This is a genomic window from Achromobacter sp. Marseille-Q4962, assembly GCF_943737005.1.
Taxonomy (GTDB): Bacteria; Pseudomonadota; Gammaproteobacteria; order Burkholderiales; family Burkholderiaceae_B; genus Achromobacter.
This window is the reverse complement of record NZ_CALSFU010000018.1, coordinates 48,564-68,606: the sequence shown is the minus strand read 5'-3', so window position 1 is coordinate 68,606 and position 20,043 is coordinate 48,564. Positions and strand designations below refer to the sequence as shown.

The 20,043-nt window shown below is 68.4% G+C and carries 24 protein-coding genes; 8 read left to right on the top strand and 16 right to left on the bottom strand.

Features of this window, described 5'->3' with window-relative positions:
- Window positions 1–12: 12 nt before the first annotated feature.
- From NGJ44_RS16825 to NGJ44_RS16810, 4 genes are all read left to right on the top strand, one after another.
- Entirely contained in the window at window positions 13–708 is a 696-nt protein-coding gene (locus NGJ44_RS16825) for an amino acid ABC transporter permease (RefSeq protein ID WP_053243832.1), read from the top strand.
- A gap of 3 nt (window positions 709–711) precedes the next feature.
- Window positions 712–1,404 carry an amino acid ABC transporter permease gene (locus NGJ44_RS16820; RefSeq protein ID WP_053243833.1) on the top strand — a complete coding sequence of 231 codons (693 nt, stop codon included), beginning with the start codon at window positions 712–714 and terminating at the stop codon, window positions 1,402–1,404.
- Between the two features lie 21 nt (window positions 1,405–1,425).
- Window positions 1,426–2,151 carry an amino acid ABC transporter ATP-binding protein gene (locus NGJ44_RS16815; protein ID WP_053243834.1) on the top strand — a complete coding sequence of 242 codons (726 nt, stop codon included), beginning with the start codon at window positions 1,426–1,428 and terminating at the stop codon, window positions 2,149–2,151.
- Between the two features lie 106 nt (window positions 2,152–2,257).
- Complete coding sequence (locus tag NGJ44_RS16810; RefSeq protein WP_053243835.1) at window positions 2,258–3,124, top strand: LysR substrate-binding domain-containing protein; 867 nt, start codon at window positions 2,258–2,260, stop codon at window positions 3,122–3,124.
- A 46-nt stretch (window positions 3,125–3,170) separates the two neighbouring features.
- Here the strand turns inward: NGJ44_RS16810 and NGJ44_RS16805 are convergent, their stop codons facing one another.
- Genes NGJ44_RS16805 through NGJ44_RS16795 form a run of 3 tightly spaced genes read right to left on the bottom strand, consistent with a single transcriptional unit; the run spans window position 3,171 to window position 5,614 of the window.
- The gene (locus tag NGJ44_RS16805; protein ID WP_053243836.1) at window positions 3,171–3,968 is read right to left on the bottom strand and encodes an aldolase; all 798 of its coding nucleotides are present in this window, start codon (window positions 3,966–3,968) and stop codon (window positions 3,171–3,173) included.
- An 8-nt stretch (window positions 3,969–3,976) separates the two neighbouring features.
- Entirely contained in the window at window positions 3,977–4,627 is a 651-nt protein-coding gene (locus tag NGJ44_RS16800; RefSeq protein ID WP_053243837.1) for a glutathione S-transferase family protein, read from the bottom strand.
- A 27-nt stretch (window positions 4,628–4,654) separates the two neighbouring features.
- Window positions 4,655–5,614: a Bug family tripartite tricarboxylate transporter substrate binding protein gene (locus NGJ44_RS16795; RefSeq protein WP_353506961.1), complete on the bottom strand. Its 960-nt coding sequence runs from the start codon at window positions 5,612–5,614 to the stop codon at window positions 4,655–4,657.
- A 135-nt stretch (window positions 5,615–5,749) separates the two neighbouring features.
- On the opposite strand from NGJ44_RS16795, the gene NGJ44_RS16790 reads away from it, so the two are divergent.
- The gene (locus tag NGJ44_RS16790) at window positions 5,750–6,277 is read left to right on the top strand and encodes an XRE family transcriptional regulator (protein ID WP_053243838.1); all 528 of its coding nucleotides are present in this window, start codon (window positions 5,750–5,752) and stop codon (window positions 6,275–6,277) included.
- 25 nt (window positions 6,278–6,302) lie between these two features.
- Here NGJ44_RS16790 and NGJ44_RS16785 read toward each other — a convergent pair whose 3' ends face one another.
- From NGJ44_RS16785 to NGJ44_RS16730, 12 genes are all read right to left on the bottom strand, one after another.
- Window positions 6,303–7,259, bottom strand: a complete 957-nt coding sequence (locus tag NGJ44_RS16785; protein WP_053243839.1) for a tripartite tricarboxylate transporter substrate binding protein — start codon at window positions 7,257–7,259, stop codon at window positions 6,303–6,305.
- Window positions 7,260–7,310: 51 nt separating this feature from the next.
- Window positions 7,311–7,952: a 3-oxoacid CoA-transferase subunit B gene (locus NGJ44_RS16780; RefSeq protein WP_053243840.1), complete on the bottom strand. Its 642-nt coding sequence runs from the start codon at window positions 7,950–7,952 to the stop codon at window positions 7,311–7,313.
- Window positions 7,945–8,613 (bottom strand): 3-oxoacid CoA-transferase subunit A, encoded by a 669-nt coding sequence (locus NGJ44_RS16775; protein ID WP_053243841.1) that lies wholly within the window; start codon window positions 8,611–8,613, stop codon window positions 7,945–7,947. The genes NGJ44_RS16780 and NGJ44_RS16775 overlap by 8 nt, the downstream gene beginning before the upstream one ends.
- Window positions 8,614–8,658: 45 nt before the next feature.
- The gene (locus tag NGJ44_RS16770; RefSeq protein ID WP_251864635.1) at window positions 8,659–9,654 is read right to left on the bottom strand and encodes an acyl-CoA dehydrogenase family protein; all 996 of its coding nucleotides are present in this window, start codon (window positions 9,652–9,654) and stop codon (window positions 8,659–8,661) included.
- 21 nt (window positions 9,655–9,675) lie between these two features.
- A complete protein-coding gene (locus NGJ44_RS16765) occupies window positions 9,676–10,833 on the bottom strand; it encodes an acyl-CoA dehydrogenase family protein (RefSeq protein ID WP_251864634.1) in 1,158 nt (385 codons plus the stop codon).
- A 2-nt stretch (window positions 10,834–10,835) separates the two neighbouring features.
- Window positions 10,836–11,612, bottom strand: a complete 777-nt coding sequence (locus NGJ44_RS16760; protein WP_053243877.1) for an SDR family NAD(P)-dependent oxidoreductase — start codon at window positions 11,610–11,612, stop codon at window positions 10,836–10,838.
- A 21-nt stretch (window positions 11,613–11,633) separates the two neighbouring features.
- Window positions 11,634–12,791 (bottom strand): thiolase family protein, encoded by a 1,158-nt coding sequence (locus NGJ44_RS16755; RefSeq protein WP_251864633.1) that lies wholly within the window; start codon window positions 12,789–12,791, stop codon window positions 11,634–11,636.
- Complete coding sequence (locus NGJ44_RS16750; RefSeq protein WP_053243878.1) at window positions 12,788–13,192, bottom strand: Zn-ribbon domain-containing OB-fold protein; 405 nt, start codon at window positions 13,190–13,192, stop codon at window positions 12,788–12,790. The genes NGJ44_RS16755 and NGJ44_RS16750 overlap by 4 nt, the downstream gene beginning before the upstream one ends.
- Entirely contained in the window at window positions 13,189–13,986 is a 798-nt protein-coding gene (locus tag NGJ44_RS16745) for an enoyl-CoA hydratase/isomerase family protein (RefSeq protein ID WP_053243879.1), read from the bottom strand. The genes NGJ44_RS16750 and NGJ44_RS16745 overlap by 4 nt, the downstream gene beginning before the upstream one ends.
- Before the next feature lie 58 nt (window positions 13,987–14,044).
- A complete protein-coding gene (locus tag NGJ44_RS16740; protein ID WP_053243880.1) occupies window positions 14,045–14,509 on the bottom strand; it encodes a MaoC family dehydratase in 465 nt (154 codons plus the stop codon).
- Window positions 14,510–14,514: 5 nt separating this feature from the next.
- On the bottom strand, window positions 14,515–15,486 hold the full coding sequence (locus NGJ44_RS16735) for a Bug family tripartite tricarboxylate transporter substrate binding protein (protein WP_053243881.1): 972 nt from the start codon (window positions 15,484–15,486) through the stop codon (window positions 14,515–14,517).
- A gap of 69 nt (window positions 15,487–15,555) precedes the next feature.
- Window positions 15,556–16,779 (bottom strand): CaiB/BaiF CoA transferase family protein, encoded by a 1,224-nt coding sequence (locus NGJ44_RS16730; RefSeq protein ID WP_053243882.1) that lies wholly within the window; start codon window positions 16,777–16,779, stop codon window positions 15,556–15,558.
- 221 nt (window positions 16,780–17,000) lie between these two features.
- Here NGJ44_RS16730 and NGJ44_RS16725 point away from each other — a divergent pair, with 221 nt between their 5' ends.
- Both NGJ44_RS16725 and NGJ44_RS16720 read left to right on the top strand, forming a co-directional pair.
- Complete coding sequence (locus tag NGJ44_RS16725; protein ID WP_053243883.1) at window positions 17,001–17,813, top strand: crotonase/enoyl-CoA hydratase family protein; 813 nt, start codon at window positions 17,001–17,003, stop codon at window positions 17,811–17,813.
- 52 nt (window positions 17,814–17,865) lie between these two features.
- Window positions 17,866–18,765 carry a LysR family transcriptional regulator gene (locus tag NGJ44_RS16720; RefSeq protein ID WP_251864657.1) on the top strand — a complete coding sequence of 300 codons (900 nt, stop codon included), beginning with the start codon at window positions 17,866–17,868 and terminating at the stop codon, window positions 18,763–18,765.
- A gap of 23 nt (window positions 18,766–18,788) precedes the next feature.
- On the opposite strand, the gene NGJ44_RS16715 is transcribed toward NGJ44_RS16720, so the two are convergent.
- Window positions 18,789–19,166, bottom strand: a complete 378-nt coding sequence (locus NGJ44_RS16715) for a VOC family protein (RefSeq protein WP_053243885.1) — start codon at window positions 19,164–19,166, stop codon at window positions 18,789–18,791.
- 434 nt (window positions 19,167–19,600) lie between these two features.
- Here NGJ44_RS16715 and NGJ44_RS16710 point away from each other — a divergent pair, with 434 nt between their 5' ends.
- A complete protein-coding gene (locus NGJ44_RS16710) occupies window positions 19,601–19,951 on the top strand; it encodes a hypothetical protein (protein ID WP_053243886.1) in 351 nt (116 codons plus the stop codon).
- Window positions 19,952–20,043: the final 92 nt, after the last annotated feature.

The following is a 20,043-nucleotide window of genomic DNA, read 5'->3' as shown; positions in this document are numbered from 1 at the left end:
CCGCTGCCGCTTATGGATCTGGATATTTCTTTTCTGCTGCACGGGCAATACGGCGAGCTGCTGCTCGACGGCCTGAAGACCACCCTGCTGGTGTTCGCGCTGTCGTGGCTGCTGGGCATGGCGCTGGCCGTCGTCATCGTGCTGCTGCGCGCCATACCGTTCAGGCCGCTGGACGCGCTGATGTCGCTCTTCGTGGAGTACCACCGCAACGTGCCCACGGTGGTGCAGATCATGGTGTGGTATTTCGGGATGCCCCAGGTGCTGCCGCCCGGGTTGAAAGCCTATGTCAACGCCGGCAACACCGAGCTGCTGTTCGCCGTGATCGCCCTGTCGCTCAACGTCAGCGCCTACATGTCGGAAGACCTGCGCTCCGGCCTGAAGGCCATTCCGGCCGCCCAGGCCGAGGCGGGCCGCGCCATCGGCCTGGGCTTTCTGCAGAGCATGCGCTACGTGATCCTGCCCCAGGCGCTGCGCATCGGCGTGCCGCCTCTGGTCAACCGCTCGCTCATTCTCTTCAAGGACACGAGCCTGACCATGGTGATCGGCGTGACGGACCTCACCTACCAGGCCAAGAACATCGACAACCTCACCTTCCGGACCTTCGACGTCTTTGCCGTGACCACGCTGATCTACCTGCTGTGCTCGCTGGCGATCATGCTCGTGGGCAGCCGCGTGGAGAAGGCATTTCCGTCGGCCTACAAGGGATAAGCCATGCTCGACATCCTGCAAAAATACGGCGCCATGTTCCTGGTGGGTTCCTGGCCCAACGGGCCGCTGGGCGGCTTTGCGGCCACCCTGCTGCTGGCCGTGCTGGGGCTGGGCCTGGCCTTTCCCATCGCCGTGCTGCTGGGCTTTGCGCGCGTGGGGCACTACCGCCTGCTGCGCATCCTGGCCACCTGCTGGATCACGGCCTTCCGCGGCGTGCCGCTCATCATGATCATCTTCTGGGCGTACTTCGCGGTGCCGCTGGTCACCGGCATGACGATCTCGGCCTTCAAGACGGCGCTCGTGGCCATCGTGCTGTATGAGAGCGCCTTCCTGGCCGAAATCGTGCGCGCCGGCCTGCAGGGCCTGCCGCGCGGCCAGACCGAGGCGGCGCGCGCCGCCGGACTGTCGTACTGGCAGAGCATGCGCTACGTGATCCTGCCCCAGGCGCTGGTCAACATGATCCCGTCGCTGGTGAGCCAGTTCGTGTCCACCATCAAGGCCACTTCCATCGTCTACGTCATCGGGGTGGAGGAAGTCACCTTCGTCGGCCAGCAGATCAACAGCATCGAACTCACGTCGGCCCTGCAGACGTATCTCATCCTGGCCGGCTTCTACTTCGCGGTCTGCCTGGCGCTCTCGCGCCTGGCCGCACGCATCGAAACCCGCATCCAGAAGCGCCGGCTCGGGCTGGCCTGACCATCACAGGGGGAAACCGCCATGATCGAATTGAAGAACGTGAACAAGTGGTACGGCGAATACCACGCGCTGAACGACGTCTGCGGCCGCGTCGAGAAAGGCCAGGTGCTCGTGGTGTGCGGCCCGTCCGGCTCGGGCAAGTCCACCATGATCCGCACCCTGAACCGGCTGGAGAACATCCAGAAAGGCGACATCACCGTCAACGGGGCCAGCATCTACGATCCGCGAAACGACCTGAACAAGCTGCGCGCCTCCATCGGCTTCGTGTTCCAGCAGTTCAACCTGTTTCCGCATTATTCGGTGCGCGAGAACGTGACATTGTCGGCGCGCAAGGTGTTCCGCATGCCGGCGCGCGAGGCCGACGAGCTGGCAGAAAGCCTGCTGGCCAAGGTGGGCCTGGCGCACAAGATCGACGCCATGCCCGCCAACCTGTCCGGCGGCCAGCAGCAGCGCGTCGCCATCGCCCGCGCCCTGGCCCAGCGGCCGCCCGTCATTCTGTTCGACGAGCCCACCAGCGCGCTGGATCCGGAAATGGTCAACGAAGTGCTCTGCGTCATGAAACAGCTCGCCGCCGAGGGCATGACCATGGTGGTCGTCACCCACGAAATGGATTTCGCCCGCGAGGTCGCCGACCGCATCTGGTTCATGGACGCCGGCTGCATTCTCGAAGACAGCACGCCGGCCGAGTTCTTCAGCGCTCCGCGCCATCCCCGCGCCCGCAAGTTCCTCGAGGACGTGCGGCACTGAGGCGGGGCGGCCGCGCCCCGGCGTCGGGCGGGGCGCGGCCGCGCATGCGCCGCGCCCCGATTTGCGCTAAGGTCCGCCGGTATGCCCGACATTCCGAGGATCTTCCATGCGCAACCTGGACCTGGACCTGCTGCGCACGCTGGTCGCCATCGCCGAACACGATTCGTTCTCCGCCGCCGCCGACAGCCTGCACAAGACCCAATCGGCCGTCACGCAGCAGATGCAGCGGCTGGAGCACCTGATCGACCTGCCGCTCTTCGAGAAGCGCGGCCGCAACAAGCGCCTTTCCAGCCACGGCGAGAAACTCGTCACCTATGCGCGCCACATGCTCGCCATCAATGACGAGGCCCTGCGCTCGCTGCAGGACAGCCTGCTGGAAGGCGAGCTGCACCTGGGCTCGCCGCACGACGTGGCCGACAGCATCCTGCCCAGCGTGCTGACGCACGTGGCGCGCACCTTTCCGCGCATCAAGCTGGAGATCCGCGTCGACCGGAGCCCGCACCTGATGACCGCGCTGCGCAACGGCGAGCTGGATCTCACGGTTTCCACCCGCTTCGACCCGGACTTCGAGGGCGTGGTGCTGCGCACCTCGCCCACCGTCTGGCTGTGCTCCGCCGACTACGTGCACGACATGCACGCGCCCGTGCCGCTGGTGCTGGCCGACGAGCCCAGTATCTTCCGCCGCATCGCGCTCAATGCGCTGGAGCAGTCCCAGGTCCACTGGCAGACCAACTACGTGGCTCCCAACCTGGTCGGCATCAAGGCGGCGCTGCGCGCGCGCCTGGGCATTACCGCGCGCAGCGTGGAGCTGCTAGGTTCGGACATGCGCGTGCTGGGCGAGAAAGACGGCCTGCCGCCCCTGCCCGACGTGAACTACTTCCTGTGGATGCGCCGCGACCACATCAACCCGCTCACGCGCCACGTCTACGACATGCTCAAGACCAACCTGCGGCTGTCTTCCAACGGCGCGTAGCGCCGGGGCGCCCGGCCTGGCGGGGCGAGGCGGCCGGCGACCCGTCCTAAGCCGGCCGCAGGCAGTCCGCGTTGCGCGGGTTCTTCAGCGCACGGCGGGCGTAGTACTCGAAGGCGATAGTGTTGCGTCGCGGGCGCAGGATCCAGTCGTGCGCTTCCTTGCCCAGCGCGGGGTCGATGGGCTTGATCTCGCCCGCCGCGCCGGCGAGCAGCTGCATGCGCGCGGCGCGCTCGAACGCAATGGCCAGCACGCAGGCCTCTTCCACCGACGAGCCGGCGATCAGCAGGCCATGGTGCGAGAGCATCAGCGCGCGCTTGCCGCCGAGCGCGCCGGCGATGAGTTCGCCTTCTTCGTTGCCCACCGGGATGCCCGGCCATTTGGCCACGAAGGCCACGTCGTCGTACAGCACGCAGTTGTCCATGTGCGAAACGATGAGCGGCTGCTCCAGCATGCCCAGCGCCGCGGTGTGCACGGCATGGGTGTGGATGATGCAGTTCACGTCCGGCCGCGCGCGGTAGACCCAGGAGTGGAAGCGGTTCGCGGGGTTGGGCATGCCGTCGCCAGCCAGCACATTGAGGTCTTCGTCCACGCGCAACAGGTTGTCTTCGGCGATCTCGTCAAAACCCAGGCCGAGCTGCTGGGTGTAGAACGTGCCCGGCGTCTCGGCGCGCGCCGTGATCTGGCCGGCAAGCCCGGAGTCGTGGCCATTGTCGAAGAGAATGCGGCAGGTCAACGCCAGCTTCTGGCGCAGGGAGTAGGCGCTTTCCGGGAACTGCTGGTCGATCTTGCGGGTGGACTGCGAAACCAGCGTGGCCTTGTCGAGCTTGAAAGTGTCGGTGTTCATGGGTAGACCTAGGGATGTTCTGCGGTGGAGAGATTGCGTTCCGGCTGGCCCGGGAAGAGCGCCTGGTATCCCGGCAGGCGCTCCACGCGCGCCAGCCAGGCCCGGATGGCGGGGTAAGGGTCCAGCGCGATGCCGCCCATGGGCGCCATGCGGGTATAGGGGTAAAGGGCCACGTCGGCGATGCTGGGGTGGTCTTGCGTGGCCACCCACCCCTGCGCGCCCTGCCGTTGCAACTGCGCCTCCAGCACCTGCAGCGCGGCGTGCGCCGCCCGCGCATGGCCGGCGTAAGGCTCGCTTTGCGGATCGCCGCGCCGGTGCAGCGCGAGGTTCAGGCGCAGCTGCGCCAGCGGCTTCATGTGACGGTCCTGCTCGAACGACAGCCAGCTCAGCACCCGGGCCTGCGCCAGGGCGTCCCGGGGCCACCACGGGCTGCCCTGCGCCAGGTAGTGGAGAATCGCCATCGACTCGGCCAGGTGCGTGCCGTCCGGCAGTTGCAGCACCGGCACGTGCGCCATGGGCGCGATGGCCAGGAATGCCGGGCTGGCCAGGTCGCCCCGGTCGATGGACAGCGTGCGGCGCGCCAGCGGCACGCCCAGCAGGCTGGCCATCAGCCGCACCTTCCAGGCATTGCCCGAACGCAGGGTGTCGTAAATCAGCATGTCGTCAACCCTCCTCCCGAAGCCGCGTCAATCGAGGCGCGTGCCCGCGGCCTGGATGACCTTGGACCATTTCTCGGTTTCGTTGGCGACGTGCTTCCGGTACGCCTGGACCCCGGTGGGCAGCGGCTCGATGCCCATCTGCGCCAGGCGCTGCACGAGCTCGGGACGCTCGAGCGCCTGCGCCAGCGCCTTGTTCAGCGCCTCGACCGTGGAAGCGGGCGTGCCGGGCGGCGCGATCAGCGCATTCCAGGAGCCGATCTGGAATTGCGGCAGGCCCTGCTCCACGCTGGTTTTCAGGTCGGGCGCCACGCGGCTGCGCCGCGCATCGGCGATGGCCAGCATTTTCAGCCGGTGCGCCTTGGCCTGCGGCTCAATGACGGGCAGCGCGTCGATCACGATGTTCACCTGGCCGCCCACCGCGGCGTTGACCGCCTCGGCCCCGCTCTTGAAGGGAATGTGCACGATATCCGTCTTCGTGGCCAGCTTGAAGAGCTCGATTCCCAGGTGCGGCGAACTGCCGTTGCCCGCGGACCCGAAATTCAGCCGCGCGGGGTTGTCCCTGGCGTAGCGCACCAGCGACTGCAGGTCGTCCACGCCCTCCACCCCGTTGACCGCCAGCACGTACGGCGAATTGCTGACCAGCGACACCGGCGTCATGGCCGCCGGGTCGTAGCCCAGCTTGCGGTAGAGCATTTTGTTCACCACCTGCGTGCCTACGGTGCCCAGCAGCAGCGTGTAGCCGTCGGGCTTGGCGGCCGACAGCGCCTGCGCGGCGATCGCCCCGCCCGCGCCGGGGCGGTTCTCTATCACGATCTGCTGCGACAGGGCCTCGCCCAGGTATTGCCCGACCAGGCGGCCCGCCACGTCGGTGATGCCGCCGGCGCCGAACGGAATGATCAGCCGGATGGGCTTGTCCGGGTACCGCGGCTGCGCCGCGCCCGCGGCGGAGCCCGCCACGCTTGCCGCGCCGCAAAGCACGGCCATCATGATCGCCCGACAACGTTTTCCGAACGTCATAACATATCCCCTTGCAAGTGGGCGGTTGTGGAGAGGCCGCCCGGTTTTTTGATCTATGACAAGAAACAAGTTGATTTTAGGACACAAGTGTCCAACAGGAAAGCAATGGCCGTCAAATTGAAGTTGTTACGCGTGCAGGCGGGCTTGACGCTGGAAGAGCTGGCCCAGGCGGCCGAGCTCACGCGCAGCTATGTGTCCAAGCTCGAAAGAGGGGTGTCCACGCCGTCCATCGGCGCCGCCCTGCGGATCGCGAAGGCGTTGGGCGTGAAAGTGGAGGAGCTGTTCGCCGAGTCGCCGGAAGACGATCCCATCGTCATCAACCGCGCCCAGCCCGGCGCGGACGCGCCGCGCCGCGCGCCCCGGGTGGTGTCCGGCACGCTGCCCGGGCACCGGATGGTCGCCTTCGTCATGAGCCCCACCGACGAGCCCGTGCGCAACCACCCCATGAGCCATCACCAGGGCGAGGAGATCCTCTATGTGCTCAAGGGCACCGTGAGCCTGCAGCTCGCGCGCCGGCGCGAAACCCTGAACGCCGGCGACAGCGCGCATTTCAACTCCAGCATCCCGCACAAGATTACCTCGGTGGGCAAGCATCCCGCCTCGGTGCTGCTGGTGATCGCGGAGGAGAAGTAGGCGGCGAAGGCCGCCCCTTGCTGCCTTACTGCACTTGCGGAATGCCCGCCTCCTCGATCACCTTCTCCCATTTGGCGATTTCGCTATCGACGAAGGTGGAGAACTCCCGGGGTGTGCTGGAGACGGATTCGACGCCCAGGGCGGCCAGCCTGTCGCGCACGTCGGGCAGCGCCGCCACGCGCGCCACTTCGTCCGCCCAGGCCCGGGCCACGTCCTGCGGCATGCCGGCCGGCCCCATGAAGCCCACCCACGACGTGACGAAGTACCCGGGATACTTTTCGCTGACGGCGGGCACCTGGGGCAGCGATTTCAGCCGCTTTTCGCTCGCCACGGCGATGTACTTGAGTTTTCCGGTTTCCACCTGCGGGTTCATCAGGAACACCGAGTCGAAGGTCAGGTCGACTTCGCCGGCCACGCCCGCCATCACCGACGGGCCGCTGCCTTTGTAGGGCACGTGCACCATGTCGACGCCCGCCAGCGACTTGAGCAGCTCGCCGCCGAGATGGATGATGGTGCCGTTGCCCGACGACGAATAGGTCAGCGAGCCAGGCTTCTTCTTGAGCTGGGCGATAAGCTCGTCCAGCGTGTTCACCGGCGTGCGGGGATTGGCGGCGATGGCCAGCGGGATCATTCCCGCCATGCTCAGGTAAGTGAAGTCCTTGCGCGTATCGTAGGGCAGGGATTTGTACAACGGCGCGTTGCTGGTGATGCTTGCCGTGGCCAGCACGACCGTATAGCCGTCAGGCTCGGCCTTCGCCGCCTGGTTGAGCCCGATCGTGGTTCCCGCCCCCGGGCGGTTCAGCACGATGACGGGCACGCCCCAGTGCTGGGTGATCTTCTCGGCGTACAGGCGCGCGATGGGGTCCACCGCGCCGCCGGGCGGATACGGCACGATCAGGTTGATGGGCCTGCTGGGAAACGGCGCGGCGGACGCCGCCGACGAAAACACGCACAAAGCCAGCAACAGCATTCGGATCATCATGACGCCTCCTCCCTTGTAAGACTCGTTGTCCGCAGCACGGCCGGATCGCCGCTACGCGAACCGCAAGACCGCCTCCGTTTTCCCGAGCAATTCATCCTGGCTCACGCCCGGCGCCATCTCGCGCACGACGAACGCATCGCCGGCGCATTCGAAGATTCCCAATTCCGTATAGACGCGCGTCACGGTGCGCACCGCCGTCAGCGGAAAAGCGCAAGCCTGGACGAGCTTGGGCGCTCCCGCCTTGTCCTGGTGGCGCATCATGACCAGCACGTTCCTGGCGCCCACGGCAAGATCCATCGCACCGCCCACGCCCCCGCCGCCTTTCTGGCCCGGCACTTTCCAGTTGGCGATGTCCCCGGACGCCGACACCTGCAGGGCGCCCAGGATGGAGTAGTCCAGCCTTCCGCCCCGGATCAGCGCAAACGAATCCGCATGATGGACAATGGACGCGCCCGGAATGAGGGTGGCCTGCTTCTTGGCGGCATTGACGACGTCCGGGTCTTCGCGTCCGGGCTGCGGCGCGGGTCCGAGCCCGATGATTCCGTTCTCGGAATGGAAGAAGACGGTCTTTCCCGCCGGGATGTGGCCGGCGACCCGCACGGGCAGGCCGATTCCCAGATTGACGACCGCGTGCTCCGGCAGATCCGCCGCCACGCGGGCAGCGATTTCGTCTTCCGACCATCCTTTAGTCATTTCCCACCTCCACCATCCTGTCCACGTACACGCCGGGAGTATGAATGTCGTCGGGGCCGATGCCGCCCACCGGAACCTTCTTCTTGACCTCGGCGATCGTGGTGCGCGCCGCCATGGCCATGATGGGATTGAAGTTCCGGCTGGCGAGCCGATACCTGAGATTGCCGTAGGGGTCGGCGAGATCCGCCTTGATGAGGGCGAAGTCGCCCCTCAGCGGCCGCTCGAACACGTATCCCCTGCCGTCGATGATGCGGCACTCCTTGCCTTCGGCCAGTTCGGTTCCGTAGCCGGTCGGCGTGAAGAATCCGGCCAGGCCGGCGCCGCCCGCGCGGATGCGTTCGGCCAGCGTGCCCTGCGGCACCAGCTCCACCTCGACGGCCCCGGCCTCGTGGGCGGCGAAATAGTGGTGCGAATCCGGCTGCGAGGGAAACGAGGCGATCAGGCGCGACACCTGGCGGTTCTTGAACAGGCGCGACAGCCCCAGCTCGCCGGTTCCGGCGTTGTTCGAGACAATGGTCAGGTCCCTGACGCGCGTGCGCGCCAGGGCGTGCAGAAGCTCGAACGGAAGACCGATGTCCCCGAAGCCGCTAACCAGTATGGTGGCGCCGCTCTCAATCACGCTGACCGCTTCGTCGGCGGATTCGTATGTCTTGTCGAACATGGCGTTGAACTCGTCGGAAGAAATGGGGCGGCCGTCCGGAGGGCGTCAGGGATGCAGCGCGCGCACGAACTCGGCCGCGCCCGCCCCGCCCTGCATCAGCGCCTTGCCCACCACGCCGTTCCAGTGCGCTTCGGAGCCGTGCGCGAGCCGCCAGGCATGCAGACGGCGCGTATGGAGCTGCAGGTCGTATTCCTCGGTAATGCCGATGGCGCCGTGCACCGCGTGCGCGATGGAGGCGGCCAGCGCCGCCGCTTCGCTGGCGCGGGCCTTGGCGACGGCCGACGGCAGAAGCGCGGGCTGCGTGGCCTGCGCGGGAAACGCGGCGGCGGTGGCGATGCGCGCGGCGGCGACGTGCTCGGCCATGACGGCCAGCTGGTGCTGGATGGCCTGGAACTTGCCGATGGAGCGGCCGAACTGGCTGCGGTCGTTGCCATATTGCAGCGTCAGCTCGAAACAGCGCGTCATGGCGCCCGAGAGCAAAGCCGCGTGCAGCGCCGCCCCCCAGGCCGCCAGGCGGCCATCGGCATTTTCTTCGAGCCGCACGCCCTTGCGCCGCCAGGCGTCGCCTTCCCAGGAAAGGTCGGCGGTGGATTCGCCGTGCAGGCCGCAACCGGCGCGCCGGGCGTCGGCCGCGTCGAGCAGCCAGAGCGCGCCATCGATTTCGGCCAGCACCGCGGCGGCCAGCATCCCGTAGGGCACGCGCCGCGCCGCGAGTCCGCCGCCGGCCCCTTCCGCCGCGCCGGGCGCGAACGTGGGCAGTCCGGCCGGCGGGGACATGCCGGCCGGCAGCAAGGCGCGCAAGGCCATCGCCTGGCCAACCGGCAGCGGCACGGCATGGGCGCCCAGCGCCATGAAAAGCGGCAGCGCGTCGGCCAGGCTGGCGCCGGCGCCGCCGGCGTCCTCGGGCGCCAGCAGCTCCAGGAACCCGGACTGCCCGATGGCGTCCCAGAGCGCCGCGTGGCTGCCGCCCGCATCGATGGCGCGCACCACGGAAGGTTCGCAATGGCCTTTCAGCAGGTCTTCAAAAGCTTCGCTATACATGGGGTTCAAGCTCCACGCGGTTCAACGCAGGCCCAGGCCGCGGGCGATCATGCCGCGCAGGATCTCGCGCGTGCCGCCGCGCAGCGAATAAGTGGGACATACCTGGTTCACATAGGCGCAGGTGCGCAACAGTTCGGTGTCTATTTCCGCCGACGGGTCCGCGCCGAGCGCGGCTTCGATCACCGCCGGGATTTCCTGCTCGAAGGTCGTGCCCAGATCCTTTACCAGCGCGGCCTCCACCACCGGGCTCTCGCCCGCGGCCAGCCGCGACGTCACCGACAGCGACAGGCTGCGCAGGGCCGCCAGATGCGTGGCGAAACGGCCGGCCACCGGCGCCTGGACGGCATCGCCGCGCCCGCGCAGCCAGCGTATCCAGGCGTCCAGCAGCACGATGCTGGAATAGATGCGCTCGGGTCCGCTGCGCTCGAACGCCAGCTCGGCCGTCACCTGCTCCCAGCCGCTGCCTTCGTTGCCGACAAGCGCGTCGTCGGCAAGCGGCACGTCGTCGAAGAACACTTCCGAGAAATGCGCGTCGCCCGCCAGGTCGGCAATGGGGCGCACCGTCACGCCCGGCAGGGACAGGTCCACGATGAACTGCGACAGCCCCTGGTTGCGGTCCTGCGGCGTTCCCGAGGTACGCACCAGCGCGATCATGTAATGGCAGTGCTGGGCATTGGTGGTCCAGATCTTGCGGCCCGAGAGCGTCCATCCGCCGCCCTCGCGGCGCGTGGCGCGGGTACCCACGCTGGCCAGGTCGGACCCCGAGTTCGGCTCGCTCATGCCGATGCAGAAAAACGCCTCGCCGCGGCAGATGCGCGGCAGGTAGAAGCGGCGCTGCGCCTCGCTGCCGAACTTGCGGATCAAGGGCCCGCTCTGCCGGTCGGCGATCCAGTGGGCCGATACCGGCGCCCCCGCGCACAGCAGCTCTTCGATGAGCACGAAGCGCGAGAACGCATCCATTTCCGCGCCGCCGTATGCGCGCGGCAGGGTCACGCCCACCCAGCCGCGCGCGGCCAGCTTGCGGCTGAAGTCCGCGTCGAAACCCATCCAGGAACGCGCGCGGCGGTCGGCCGGCAGCGCCGGCATCTCGGCCTGGAGAAACGCCCGGACCTCGCGGCGGAAGGCTTGCGCCGCCTCGGGCAGCGCGGCCAATTCGAAACGATCGATGAGGGTAGTCACGCTTACAGTCCGATGGTGTAGCCGCCGTTGACCGACAGGTGCTGGCCCGTCACGTAGGAAGCGGCGTCAGACAGCAGGAAACACACGGGCCGCGCCACCTCGTCGGCCTCGCCCCAGCGGCCCAGCGGAATCTGGCTGAGATAGGTGTCGCGGAACTTTTCGCCGCGTATGGTTTCGGTCATGGGCGTTTCCACCACGCCGAAGCCCACGGTGTTGACGCGGATGCCGTACCGGGCCCATTCGCGCGCCGCACACATGGTCAGGCCCAGCACGCCGGCCTTGGCCGCGCCGTAGTTGATCTGCCCGATGGTGCCGCGCCGGCCCGCGTCGGAAGAGATGTTCACGATGGAGCCCGCGCCGTCGCCGCCGGCCTTGGCGCGCGCCAGCAGGTGCCGGCCCAGCGCCTGCAGAAAGAAGAAGGATCCCGTCAGGTGCACGTCGATGACCTGCTGCCAGTCGGCCGCCGACATCTTGTCGATCATGGCCGTGCGCGTGACGCCGGCGTTGTTGACCAGCGCGTTAACGCCGCCGAACGCCGCCACGCCGGCGTCCACCGCCTGCCGGGCCAGCTCCGGGTCGGCCACGTTGCCCGCCACCGTCACGCAGCGCTCCGCGCCCAGCGACTCGCGCAGCGCCGCCAGCGCGTCGGCATTGAGATCCACAGCCACCACGCGGCCGCCCAGGTCCGCGATGGCCGTGGCCAGCGCGCGGCCGATGCCCTGGCCCGCGCCCGTCACGATGACTTGCCGGTTCTCCAGCGAAAGTAGGTTGTTCTGCATCGGGTTCTGCTCCGTTGATATTCAGATCGTGTCTTCGACGCCCAGCACCAGGGTGGCCTGGCTGGACAGTTCGCCGCCGTTGCCGTGCGCCAGCGCCAGCTTCGCCCCCGGCACCTGGCGCTCGCCCGCGCTGCCCGCCAGCTGCTGGGCCGCCTCCACCATGGTGAAAAGGCCGTACATGCCCGGATGCACGCAGGACAGGCCGCCGCCGTTGGTATTGACCGGCAGCTCGCCGCCCGGCGCAATGCGGCCGCCTTCCACGAAGGCCGCCCCCTCGCCCTTGGCGCAGAAGCCCAGGTCTTCCAGAAACAGAATGGTGTTCAGCGTGAAGGCGTCGTACAGCTCCACCACATCGATGTCGCGCGGGGCGACGCCGGCCAGGGCCATGGCGCGCGGGCCGCTCAGCGAGGCGGCCGTGACGGTCAGGTCGGGCATGTTGGTGATGTCCTTGTGCCAGGCCGCGGCCGCGCCGCCCAGCAGGTAGGCCGGCCGCGCGGCCAGGTCCCGCGCCCGGTCGGCGCGCACCATCACCACGGCGGCCGCGCCGTCCGTCACCAGGCAGCAGTCGCGCACCGAGAACGGGTCGCACACCATGCGCGAGGCCAGGTACTCCTCCATGGAAAGCGGCTCGCGCATGAAGGCGTCGGGATTCTTCTGCGCCCATTGCCGCGCCGCGATCGCCACGGCGCCGAGCTGCTCTTTCTTCAGGCCGTACCGCGCCGCGTAGCGCGAAGCCGCCAGCGCGTATCCGCCGACCGGCCGGGCGAGCCGGTACGGCCCTTCGTAGGGCGAGGGCCGCATCGAGCTCACCAGCTTGCCCGCGCCGCTGCGCTGGTTGCTGCCGTAGGCGATAAGCGCCACGTCGCACAGCCCCGCGTCCAGCGCCAGCGCGGCGTGGATGGCGTGCGTCTGGAACGACGAACCGCCGGTGCGGTTGTTGTCGGTGAGACGCGGCGAAATGCCCAGGTATTCGGTGAAGCTCAGGCCCGACAGATAGTCGTCGGGCAGGCCGATAAAAAGGCCGTCCACGTCGGCGGGCGCCAGCCCCACGGCGGACAGCGCCTGCACGCTGGCGCGCACGGCGAGGTCCAGCGAAGTCAGGCCCGGCGCCTCGCCGATGCCGTAGGTGGCCGACGAAACGATCGCGGTCTTGCCGCGCGGGAAACGCTCCTGGCTCATTTCGGCTCCTTTGCGGCGGGATCGAACACCACCAGCGGCTGGCCGTCCTCGTCGCGCGAAATGCGGGCGCGCACGGCCATGCCCACCCGCACCTCGGCGGGGTCCATGCCCTCGACGCGGCTCATCATGCGCGGCCCTTCCTCCAGTTCGACGAGGCACACGTTGTAGGACGGCGCGGGCGGACGCACGCGCATCACCGTGGTGGCATACACCGTGCCCCGGCCCGAGGCCGGCACCCACTCCAGGTCCAGCGCGCCGGTGCGCGGCGCGGCCACGCGCGGAAAAAACACATATTCGCCGCTGGAGCGGGACCGCTGGATCATGAAGCGTCCCTCTGCCAGATGGGCGAAGTATTCCTGCTGCGGCCGCGGCGCGGCCTCCGGATGCGGTCGTTCGGTCATTTCTGCTCCTGCGGCCATTGATACAAAGGAGGCTGCTTTTCCATGAAACGGCGCGCGGCCTCCTGGTGAAACGGGCTTTCGCGGCACAGCGATTGCGCCATGGCTTCCTGCATGTAGACGGTGTGCCGGTCGGACTCGAAGGCGCGGTTCATCACCGACTTCATGATGCCCAGCGCCCCCGCGGGCGCGTGCTCGAAGCGCGCGGCGAACGCCAGCGCCGCGTCCAGCACCGGCCTGTCTTGCTCGACCTGGTGCGCGATGCCCAGCGCCAGCGCCTCCTGCGCGCTCACCACCCGCGCCGAGAACGCCAGCGCCTTGGCGCGCGCCAGGCCCACGGCGCGCGGCAGCAGGTACATGCCGCCCAGGTCGGGCACGTAGCCGATGCGCGCGAACACGGCGCAGAACGTGGCGCGCGGCGAGGCCAGCACGAAGTCGGCAGCCAGGGCCAGCGACAGGCCCGCGCCGTAGGCCACGCCGTCCACCGCGGCGATGACGGGCTTTTCAAGGTCCACCAGCTCGTCGAACCAGCGCTGCATGCCGATGATGCGGCTGCGGCCCTCGAAGACATCGGTCTTGCCCTGCCCCGCCGCCATGGCGCGCAGATCGCCACCGGCGCAGAAATGCCCGCCGGCGCCGGTGAGGACCACCGCGCGGATGGCGTCATCGTCCCGCACCCTGGGCAGGGTTTCGGCCAGCGCGCTGCGCAGCTCCAGGCTCAAGGCATTGCGCGCCTCGGGCCGGTTCAGCGTGAGCACGGCGCAGGCGCCCACGCGGGAAAGTTCGAGTACGGACATAACGGTTCCTGGTAAATCGGCGTTTCATCACGCTCCGGAAGGCAGCCCGGGCGGGCGTCTAATAACGGATCTGCATCAGCCACTCGGCCACCATGGCCGGCCGTTCCGCGCCCTGCACGCGCACGTCCACTTCCCACAGGCAGCGCGCCTCGTTCTCGCGCAGTTCGTCCACCCGCGCCAGCCTGAAGCTGCCCACCAGCGCCGAGCCGCTGGGCACCGGCGCGGGAAAGCGCACCCTGTCGAAGCCGTAGTTCAGCGCCAGCTTTCGGCCCGGAAACTCGAACAGGCGGTGATACCACCCGGTAATGAGCGACAGCGTGAGCAGGCCGTGCGCGATGGTGGCGCCGAAAGGCGATTCGGCCGCCGCCCGCGCCGGATCGACGTGGATCCACTGCCGGTCGTGCGTCACCGCCGCGAAGGTGTCGATGGCGTCCTGGTCCACGACGATGGGCTGGCCCGTGACGGCGGGCTGGCCCACGAAGCCTTTCAGGGCCGCGATCGAATCGAAGCTTTTCTTTTCCATGGCGCTCAGTCCGCCTTCACGCCCAGCGATCTGGCCAGCGGCATCCACTGCTTGCGCTCGGCATCGATGAACTGGGCGAATTGCTGTTGCGACCCCGGCATGGGCTGCGCGCCGATGCGCCGCAGCTTCTCCACCAGCTCGGGCTTTTTCAGCGCCTCGTTGATGGCCCGGTTCATTTCGTCGATGACGGGCTGCGGCGTGCCCGCGCGCGCCATCACGCCGAACCAGGCGGCCGCCTCGAGCCCCGGGTAACCCAGTTCCCTGGCGGTAGGCACGTCGGGCAGTTGCGGGAAGCGCTGGTCGTCCAGAATGGCCAGCGGCACGATGCGGCCGGCCCTGGCCTGCTGCATGCACGAAGGCAGGGCGTCGAACATGATGTCGATGTTGCCGCCCATCATGCTGACGATGGCCGGGGCGCTGCCCGCGAACGGCACATGCGTCACCTTGAAGCCCATCTTGCTGACCGCGTATTCGCCCGCCAGATGCGTGATGTTGCCGCTGCTGGCCGAGCCCATGGTGAGCCTGCCGTCTTCCTTGCTGCCCTGCGCGATCAACGCCTGCACGTCCCGGGCGCCCAGGTCCTTGCGCGTGACCAGCAGCAGCGGCGCCTTGCCCATGCCCGCCACGGGAATGAAATCCTTGGCGGGGTCGTAGGACATCCGGGAATAGATGGCCTGGTTGATGACGATGGGCGCGTTGGCGCCGACGTAGAACGTGGCGCCGTCGGGCGCGGCCTGCAGCACCGTCTCGGCCGCGATCATGCCGGCCGCGCCGCCCTTGTTCTCGACCACGATGGGAACGCCCAGGACGGCCGAGGCGTCGTTGGCCACCAGACGCGTGATCTGGTCGGCCGCGCCCCCGGCGGGATACGGAACCACGTAGCGGATGGACGAGGGCTTGGCCTGCGCCAGGCCGCCGGCGCAGCAGGCCGCCAGGGCCAGCGCCAGGGCGCTGCGGAAAAAGGAACGACGCGGCATGGGTTTGTCTCCTGTGTTTTTTATGTCGAGAGGAATGGACCGCCCGGCGCGCCGCAGCGCGCCGGCGCTTCAGATGGCGCCCGCCGCGCGCAGCTCGGCAATGCGCCCGGGCGGAAGGCCGAGCCGCTCGGCCAGCACGCCTTCGGTGTGCTCTCCCAATAGCGGCGCGGAGCGGCCGTACCGGATCGGGGTGCCGGACATGCGTATCGGGCTGGCGACGGCCGGCGCCTCCACGCCCGCGCCGTGCGGCAGCGACAGCCGCATGCCGCGGTGCCGCACCTGCGGATCCTCGAACACCTGCTTCATGTTGTAGATGGGCCCGCAAGGCACGTTGGCCGCCTCCATGAGCTCCACCCACTCCTGCATGGTGCGCGCCAGCATGGCCTGCGCGATCTCGGGAATGAGCGTGTCGCGATTGCGGTTGCGCTGGCCGGGCGTGGCGTAGCGCTCGTCGGCGGCCAGGTCTTCGCGCCCGATCAGCCGGCAGAACGCGCGGAACTGGCCGTCGTTGCCCACCGCCACGATCACGTCGCCTTCTTTGCAGCGGAACACCTGGTAAGGCACCATGTTCGAGTGCGCGTTGCCCATGCGGCGCGGGATCTTGTCCGACAGGAAATGGTTGATGGCCTGGTACGAGCTGATGCTCACCACGCAGTCGAGCAGCGACATGTCGATGTACTGGCCCTGCCCGCTCACATGACGGTGCTCCAGCGCGGCCAGGATGGCGGTGGTGGCGTACATGCCGGTGAGCAGGTCGCTGATGGCAATGCCCACCTTCATGGGCTCGTCGCCCGGCGAGCCTTCCGGCTGGCCCGTGATGCTCATCAACCCGCCCATGCCCTGGAACACGAAGTCATAGCCCGGCAGCGCGGCGTAGGGCCCGTCCTGCCCGAAGCCGGTAATGGAGCAATACACCAGTCGGGGGTTCACTGCCTTCAGGCTTTCATAGTCCAGCCCGTAGCGCGCCAGCGTGCCCACCTTGTAGTTCTCCACCACCACGTCGGCCTGCGCCGCCAGCTCGCGGATCAGCGCCTGCCCCTCGGGATGGGCGAGGTCCACGGTGATGGACTTCTTGCCCCGGTTGGCCGCCAGGAAGTACGAGGAGTCGGCCGTCTCGCGGCCTTCACCGTCCTTCAGGAAGGGCGGCCCCCAGGCGCGCGTGTCGTCGCCCACGCGGGGACGCTCCACCTTGATGACCTCGGCGCCCATGTCCGCCAGGTTCTGGGTTGCCCAGGGGCCCGCCAGGATGCGCGTCAGGTCCAGCACCCTGATATGCCCAAGCGCCGTCTTCATCTGCCCTGTCTCCTCATGTTTTTCTGCCGTCCAGCTTAGGAGCAGGGTTCTTTCCGCGTCCAATATTATTTATTGATAATTTGATATTCGTTGCATATCAAAAGCCTTGCCGCATACACTTTTCCGACGAATTTCCGGCCGCTGCGGAAAACGGGCCGGCGCAACGCAAATATCAGACTCATCGAAACGATAGCTTCACCATCCCCCAGGAGGCCCGGCCCATGAGCGATTTTCTTTCCTACACGCAGCGCGGCCACGTGGTCACGCTGACCATGAACCAGCCGGAGAAGCGCAATCCGCTCACGGGCAACACCGCGGTGGACGAATTCGTCGCCGCCGTGGCGCGCATCGAGGCCGACCCCGGCGTGCGCGCCGTCATCCTCACCGGCGCCGACCCCGCCTTCTCCGCCGGCGGCGACATCCGCGCCATGCGCGAGCAGTCCGACCCCGCGGTGGAACCCATGCGCATTCGCAACGACTACCGCACCGGCATCCAGCGCCTGCCGCTGGCCCTGTTCAACCTGGAAGTGCCCGTGATCGCGGCGGTCAACGGCCCGGCCATCGGGGCGGGACTGGACCTGGCCTGCATGTGCGACCTGCGCATCGCCTCCGAAAAAGCCAGGTTCGCCGAGAGCTTCATCAAGCTGGGCATCATTCCCGGCGACGGCGGCGCGTGGCTGCTGCCGCGCCTGATCGGCATGGCGCGCGCAGCGGAACTCACCTTCACCGCCGACATCATCGACGCGCAGCGCGCCCTCGAATGGGGCCTGGTGTCGCGCGTGGTGCCGCACGGCGAGCTGCTGGACACCGCCCACGCGCTGGCCGAACGCATCGCCGCGCATCCGCCGCAGGCCATGCGCATGACCAAGAAGCTCATGCGCGAAGCCCAGCACACCCGACTGGACACCTTGCTCGAACTGTCCGCCGCCTACCAGGCCCTGGCTCACAAGACCCCCGAACACGCCGAAGCCGTGTCGGCCTTCCTCGAAAAGCGCGAACCGCGCTTCGACAACCCGCGCCCCGCCCATGGCTGATCCGCGCAAGCGCATCGAGGCCGCCGCCGGCGGCGACACCGCGCCCGATCCCATGCTGGACCTGCGGCGCGTGCGCCAGTTCGTGGTGCTGGCCGAAACCCTGAACTTCCGCCGGGCGGCCGACCGCCTGCACATGACGCAGCCGCCGCTCACCGTGGCCATCCAGAAGCTGGAAGCGGAACTCGGCGCACGCCTCTTCGAACGTGGCGGCTCGGGCGGCGTGTCGCTCACGCCCAGCGGGCACGCGGCCCTGGCCGAAGCGCGCCGCCTGCTCTTTCACAATGCGCAGATGGCGGCGGCCGCCCGCGCCGCGTCGGCCGGCACCGGCGGCGCGCTGCGCGTAGGCTTCGTGGGGTCCACCACCAATGGCGTACTGCAGCGCATCGTGCGGCTGTTCCGGGCGGAGTACCCTGGCGTCGAACTGGTGCTGAAAGAAAGCACCTCGGTGCGCATCGCCGAGCGCGTGGACAGCGCCGACTTCGACGTGGGCCTGGTGCGCACGCCGCTCCTCACGCCTTCGCGCGCGCAGCTCGCGCCCCTGCTCGCCGAGAACTTCGTGGCCGCCCTGCCGCCCGGCAATCCGCTGGCGCGCAAGCCCGACCTGCGCATCGAAGAACTGGCCAGCGAATCCTTCGTGTTCTACACGCGCGAAGAAGCCGCCGGCTTGCACGCCATGGCCATGCTGGCCTGCCAGCGCGCCGGCTTCCTGCCCCGCATCACACAGGAAGCCACTCAGGTGCAAACCCTGCTGTCGCTGGTGGAAAGCGGGCTGGGCGTGGCGCTCGTACCCGCCGTCATGCAGTACAACCCCAGCCCGCGCGTCGCCTACCGCGTCATTGCCGACATTTCGCCCGCGGCGGAGATCGGCCTCGCGCTGCTGCTGGCGGAGCCGTCGAGCGCCGCCGCGCAGCGCTTCCGCGACGTGGCGCTGCATTGCTTCGGCGAAGACTGACGCGCGGCCCGGCAGGCTGACGCCTATGCCCGCTCGGAGATCTCGATCAGATTCAGATCGGGGTCGCGCAGGTAGATGGAGCGGATCGGGTAGTTGGCGCCCGTGCGCAGCACCGGCCCTTCCACGATCTGCGCGCCGCGCGCCTTCAGCGTCTCGATGACCTGGTCCAGCGGCTCGGACGCGATGAAACACAGGTCCAGCGCGCCCGGCACGGGCAGATGCGCCTTGGGCTCGAACTCGCTGCCCTTCACGTGCAGGTTGATCTTCTGCTGGCCGAACTTGAACGCCTTGCGCCCCTGCCCGAAGGTTTCCAGCTTCATGCCCAGCAAGCCCACGTAGAAGTCCACGCACGCCTGCTCGTTTGCCGTGGTGAGCACCAGATGGTCGAGGTGATCGATCATTGCAGCCTCCTTGCCGCTTTCAGATGTCCGGGCCCCGCTATCTGCCGCAGGGATACGCCTTGCCCAACGCCTCCGTCACCCCGGCCGACGCGCTCTCCGTCTGCCGCGCCGGCGGCAGGTCCGCCAGATAATCCAGCACCACGCCGGGCAGCGCGGGCTTGCGGGGCGGCGGGCAGACAAAGACATGGAACACTCTTCGATGCGGACCGAGTCCGGATGGTATCAGCCGCCGGCAACGCGGCAACGGCGCAAGACGGCCGGCGGCCCGGCGCGGACAGACCTGGTTGCTTTTTTTACAAGGCGGCGCGCCCGCCCGTGGCAAGATGGGCCGCGTCGCCACCCCGAACAACAGGCCATCCCGTGACTTTCCTCTTGCGGCGCGCCGCCTCGCCCGACCGCCCATGCGCCCCGCCGCCGGCGCCGGAAGCCCGGCCATGAACGGCGTCAGCATCGAGCCCCTCGAACTGCTCACCTTCTTCGAGGCCGAGCCCCAGAGCGAAGAGCCCGAGGTGCCGTGGTACTACGGCAGCCACACCTACCAGACCCGGGTAGGCGACCACCACATCAGCTTCGGCCTGCTGCCCGCGCACGGCGACGTCTCGCTCACCATCCGCCACCAGGACCGCGACCTCTACCACCTCGTCGCCCTCTCCGTGCGCGACATCCGCTACCGGCGCGACGGCGCCGTGGAAACGCTGGAAATCATTCTCTCCGAACGCGACCGGGTCTTTCTCCGGCTGCGGCCGGACGTGGTGATCACGCAGGACGCCTCCGGGCTGGGGTGAGCCCGCCCTCGCCCCGGTATAAACTCCCCAGACGCCTCAACCCTCCGGCCCCGGGCGCCGCGGACTGGCCGCGCCTTCCGCAGGCGCCAGGC

Excerpts from the sequence above, each read along its gene's own strand:
- NGJ44_RS16825 (WP_053243832.1), top strand. The coding sequence starts at position 13 with ATGGATCTGGATATTTCTTTTCTGCTGCACGGGCAATACGGCGAGCTG.
- NGJ44_RS16820 (WP_053243833.1), top strand. The coding sequence starts at position 712 with ATGCTCGACATCCTGCAAAAATACGGCGCCATGTTCCTGGTGGGTTCC.
- NGJ44_RS16815 (WP_053243834.1), top strand. The coding sequence starts at position 1,426 with ATGATCGAATTGAAGAACGTGAACAAGTGGTACGGCGAATACCACGCG.
- NGJ44_RS16810 (WP_053243835.1), top strand. The coding sequence starts at position 2,258 with ATGCGCAACCTGGACCTGGACCTGCTGCGCACGCTGGTCGCCATCGCC.
- NGJ44_RS16805 (WP_053243836.1), bottom strand. The coding sequence starts at position 3,968 with ATGAACACCGACACTTTCAAGCTCGACAAGGCCACGCTGGTTTCGCAG.
- NGJ44_RS16800 (WP_053243837.1), bottom strand. The coding sequence starts at position 4,627 with ATGCTGATTTACGACACCCTGCGTTCGGGCAATGCCTGGAAGGTGCGG.
- NGJ44_RS16795 (WP_353506961.1), bottom strand. The coding sequence starts at position 5,614 with ATGATGGCCGTGCTTTGCGGCGCGGCAAGCGTGGCGGGCTCCGCCGCG.
- NGJ44_RS16790 (WP_053243838.1), top strand. The coding sequence starts at position 5,750 with ATGGCCGTCAAATTGAAGTTGTTACGCGTGCAGGCGGGCTTGACGCTG.
- NGJ44_RS16785 (WP_053243839.1), bottom strand. The coding sequence starts at position 7,259 with ATGATGATCCGAATGCTGTTGCTGGCTTTGTGCGTGTTTTCGTCGGCG.
- NGJ44_RS16780 (WP_053243840.1), bottom strand. The coding sequence starts at position 7,952 with ATGACTAAAGGATGGTCGGAAGACGAAATCGCTGCCCGCGTGGCGGCG.
- NGJ44_RS16775 (WP_053243841.1), bottom strand. The coding sequence starts at position 8,613 with ATGTTCGACAAGACATACGAATCCGCCGACGAAGCGGTCAGCGTGATT.
- NGJ44_RS16770 (WP_251864635.1), bottom strand. The coding sequence starts at position 9,654 with ATGTATAGCGAAGCTTTTGAAGACCTGCTGAAAGGCCATTGCGAACCT.
- NGJ44_RS16760 (WP_053243877.1), bottom strand. The coding sequence starts at position 11,612 with ATGCAGAACAACCTACTTTCGCTGGAGAACCGGCAAGTCATCGTGACG.
- NGJ44_RS16755 (WP_251864633.1), bottom strand. The coding sequence starts at position 12,791 with ATGAGCCAGGAGCGTTTCCCGCGCGGCAAGACCGCGATCGTTTCGTCG.
- NGJ44_RS16750 (WP_053243878.1), bottom strand. The coding sequence starts at position 13,192 with ATGACCGAACGACCGCATCCGGAGGCCGCGCCGCGGCCGCAGCAGGAA.
- NGJ44_RS16745 (WP_053243879.1), bottom strand. The coding sequence starts at position 13,986 with ATGTCCGTACTCGAACTTTCCCGCGTGGGCGCCTGCGCCGTGCTCACG.
- NGJ44_RS16740 (WP_053243880.1), bottom strand. The coding sequence starts at position 14,509 with ATGGAAAAGAAAAGCTTCGATTCGATCGCGGCCCTGAAAGGCTTCGTG.
- NGJ44_RS16735 (WP_053243881.1), bottom strand. The coding sequence starts at position 15,486 with ATGCCGCGTCGTTCCTTTTTCCGCAGCGCCCTGGCGCTGGCCCTGGCG.
- NGJ44_RS16730 (WP_053243882.1), bottom strand. The coding sequence starts at position 16,779 with ATGAAGACGGCGCTTGGGCATATCAGGGTGCTGGACCTGACGCGCATC.
- NGJ44_RS16725 (WP_053243883.1), top strand. The coding sequence starts at position 17,001 with ATGAGCGATTTTCTTTCCTACACGCAGCGCGGCCACGTGGTCACGCTG.
- NGJ44_RS16720 (WP_251864657.1), top strand. The coding sequence starts at position 17,866 with ATGCTGGACCTGCGGCGCGTGCGCCAGTTCGTGGTGCTGGCCGAAACC.
- NGJ44_RS16715 (WP_053243885.1), bottom strand. The coding sequence starts at position 19,166 with ATGATCGATCACCTCGACCATCTGGTGCTCACCACGGCAAACGAGCAG.
- NGJ44_RS16710 (WP_053243886.1), top strand. The coding sequence starts at position 19,601 with ATGAACGGCGTCAGCATCGAGCCCCTCGAACTGCTCACCTTCTTCGAG.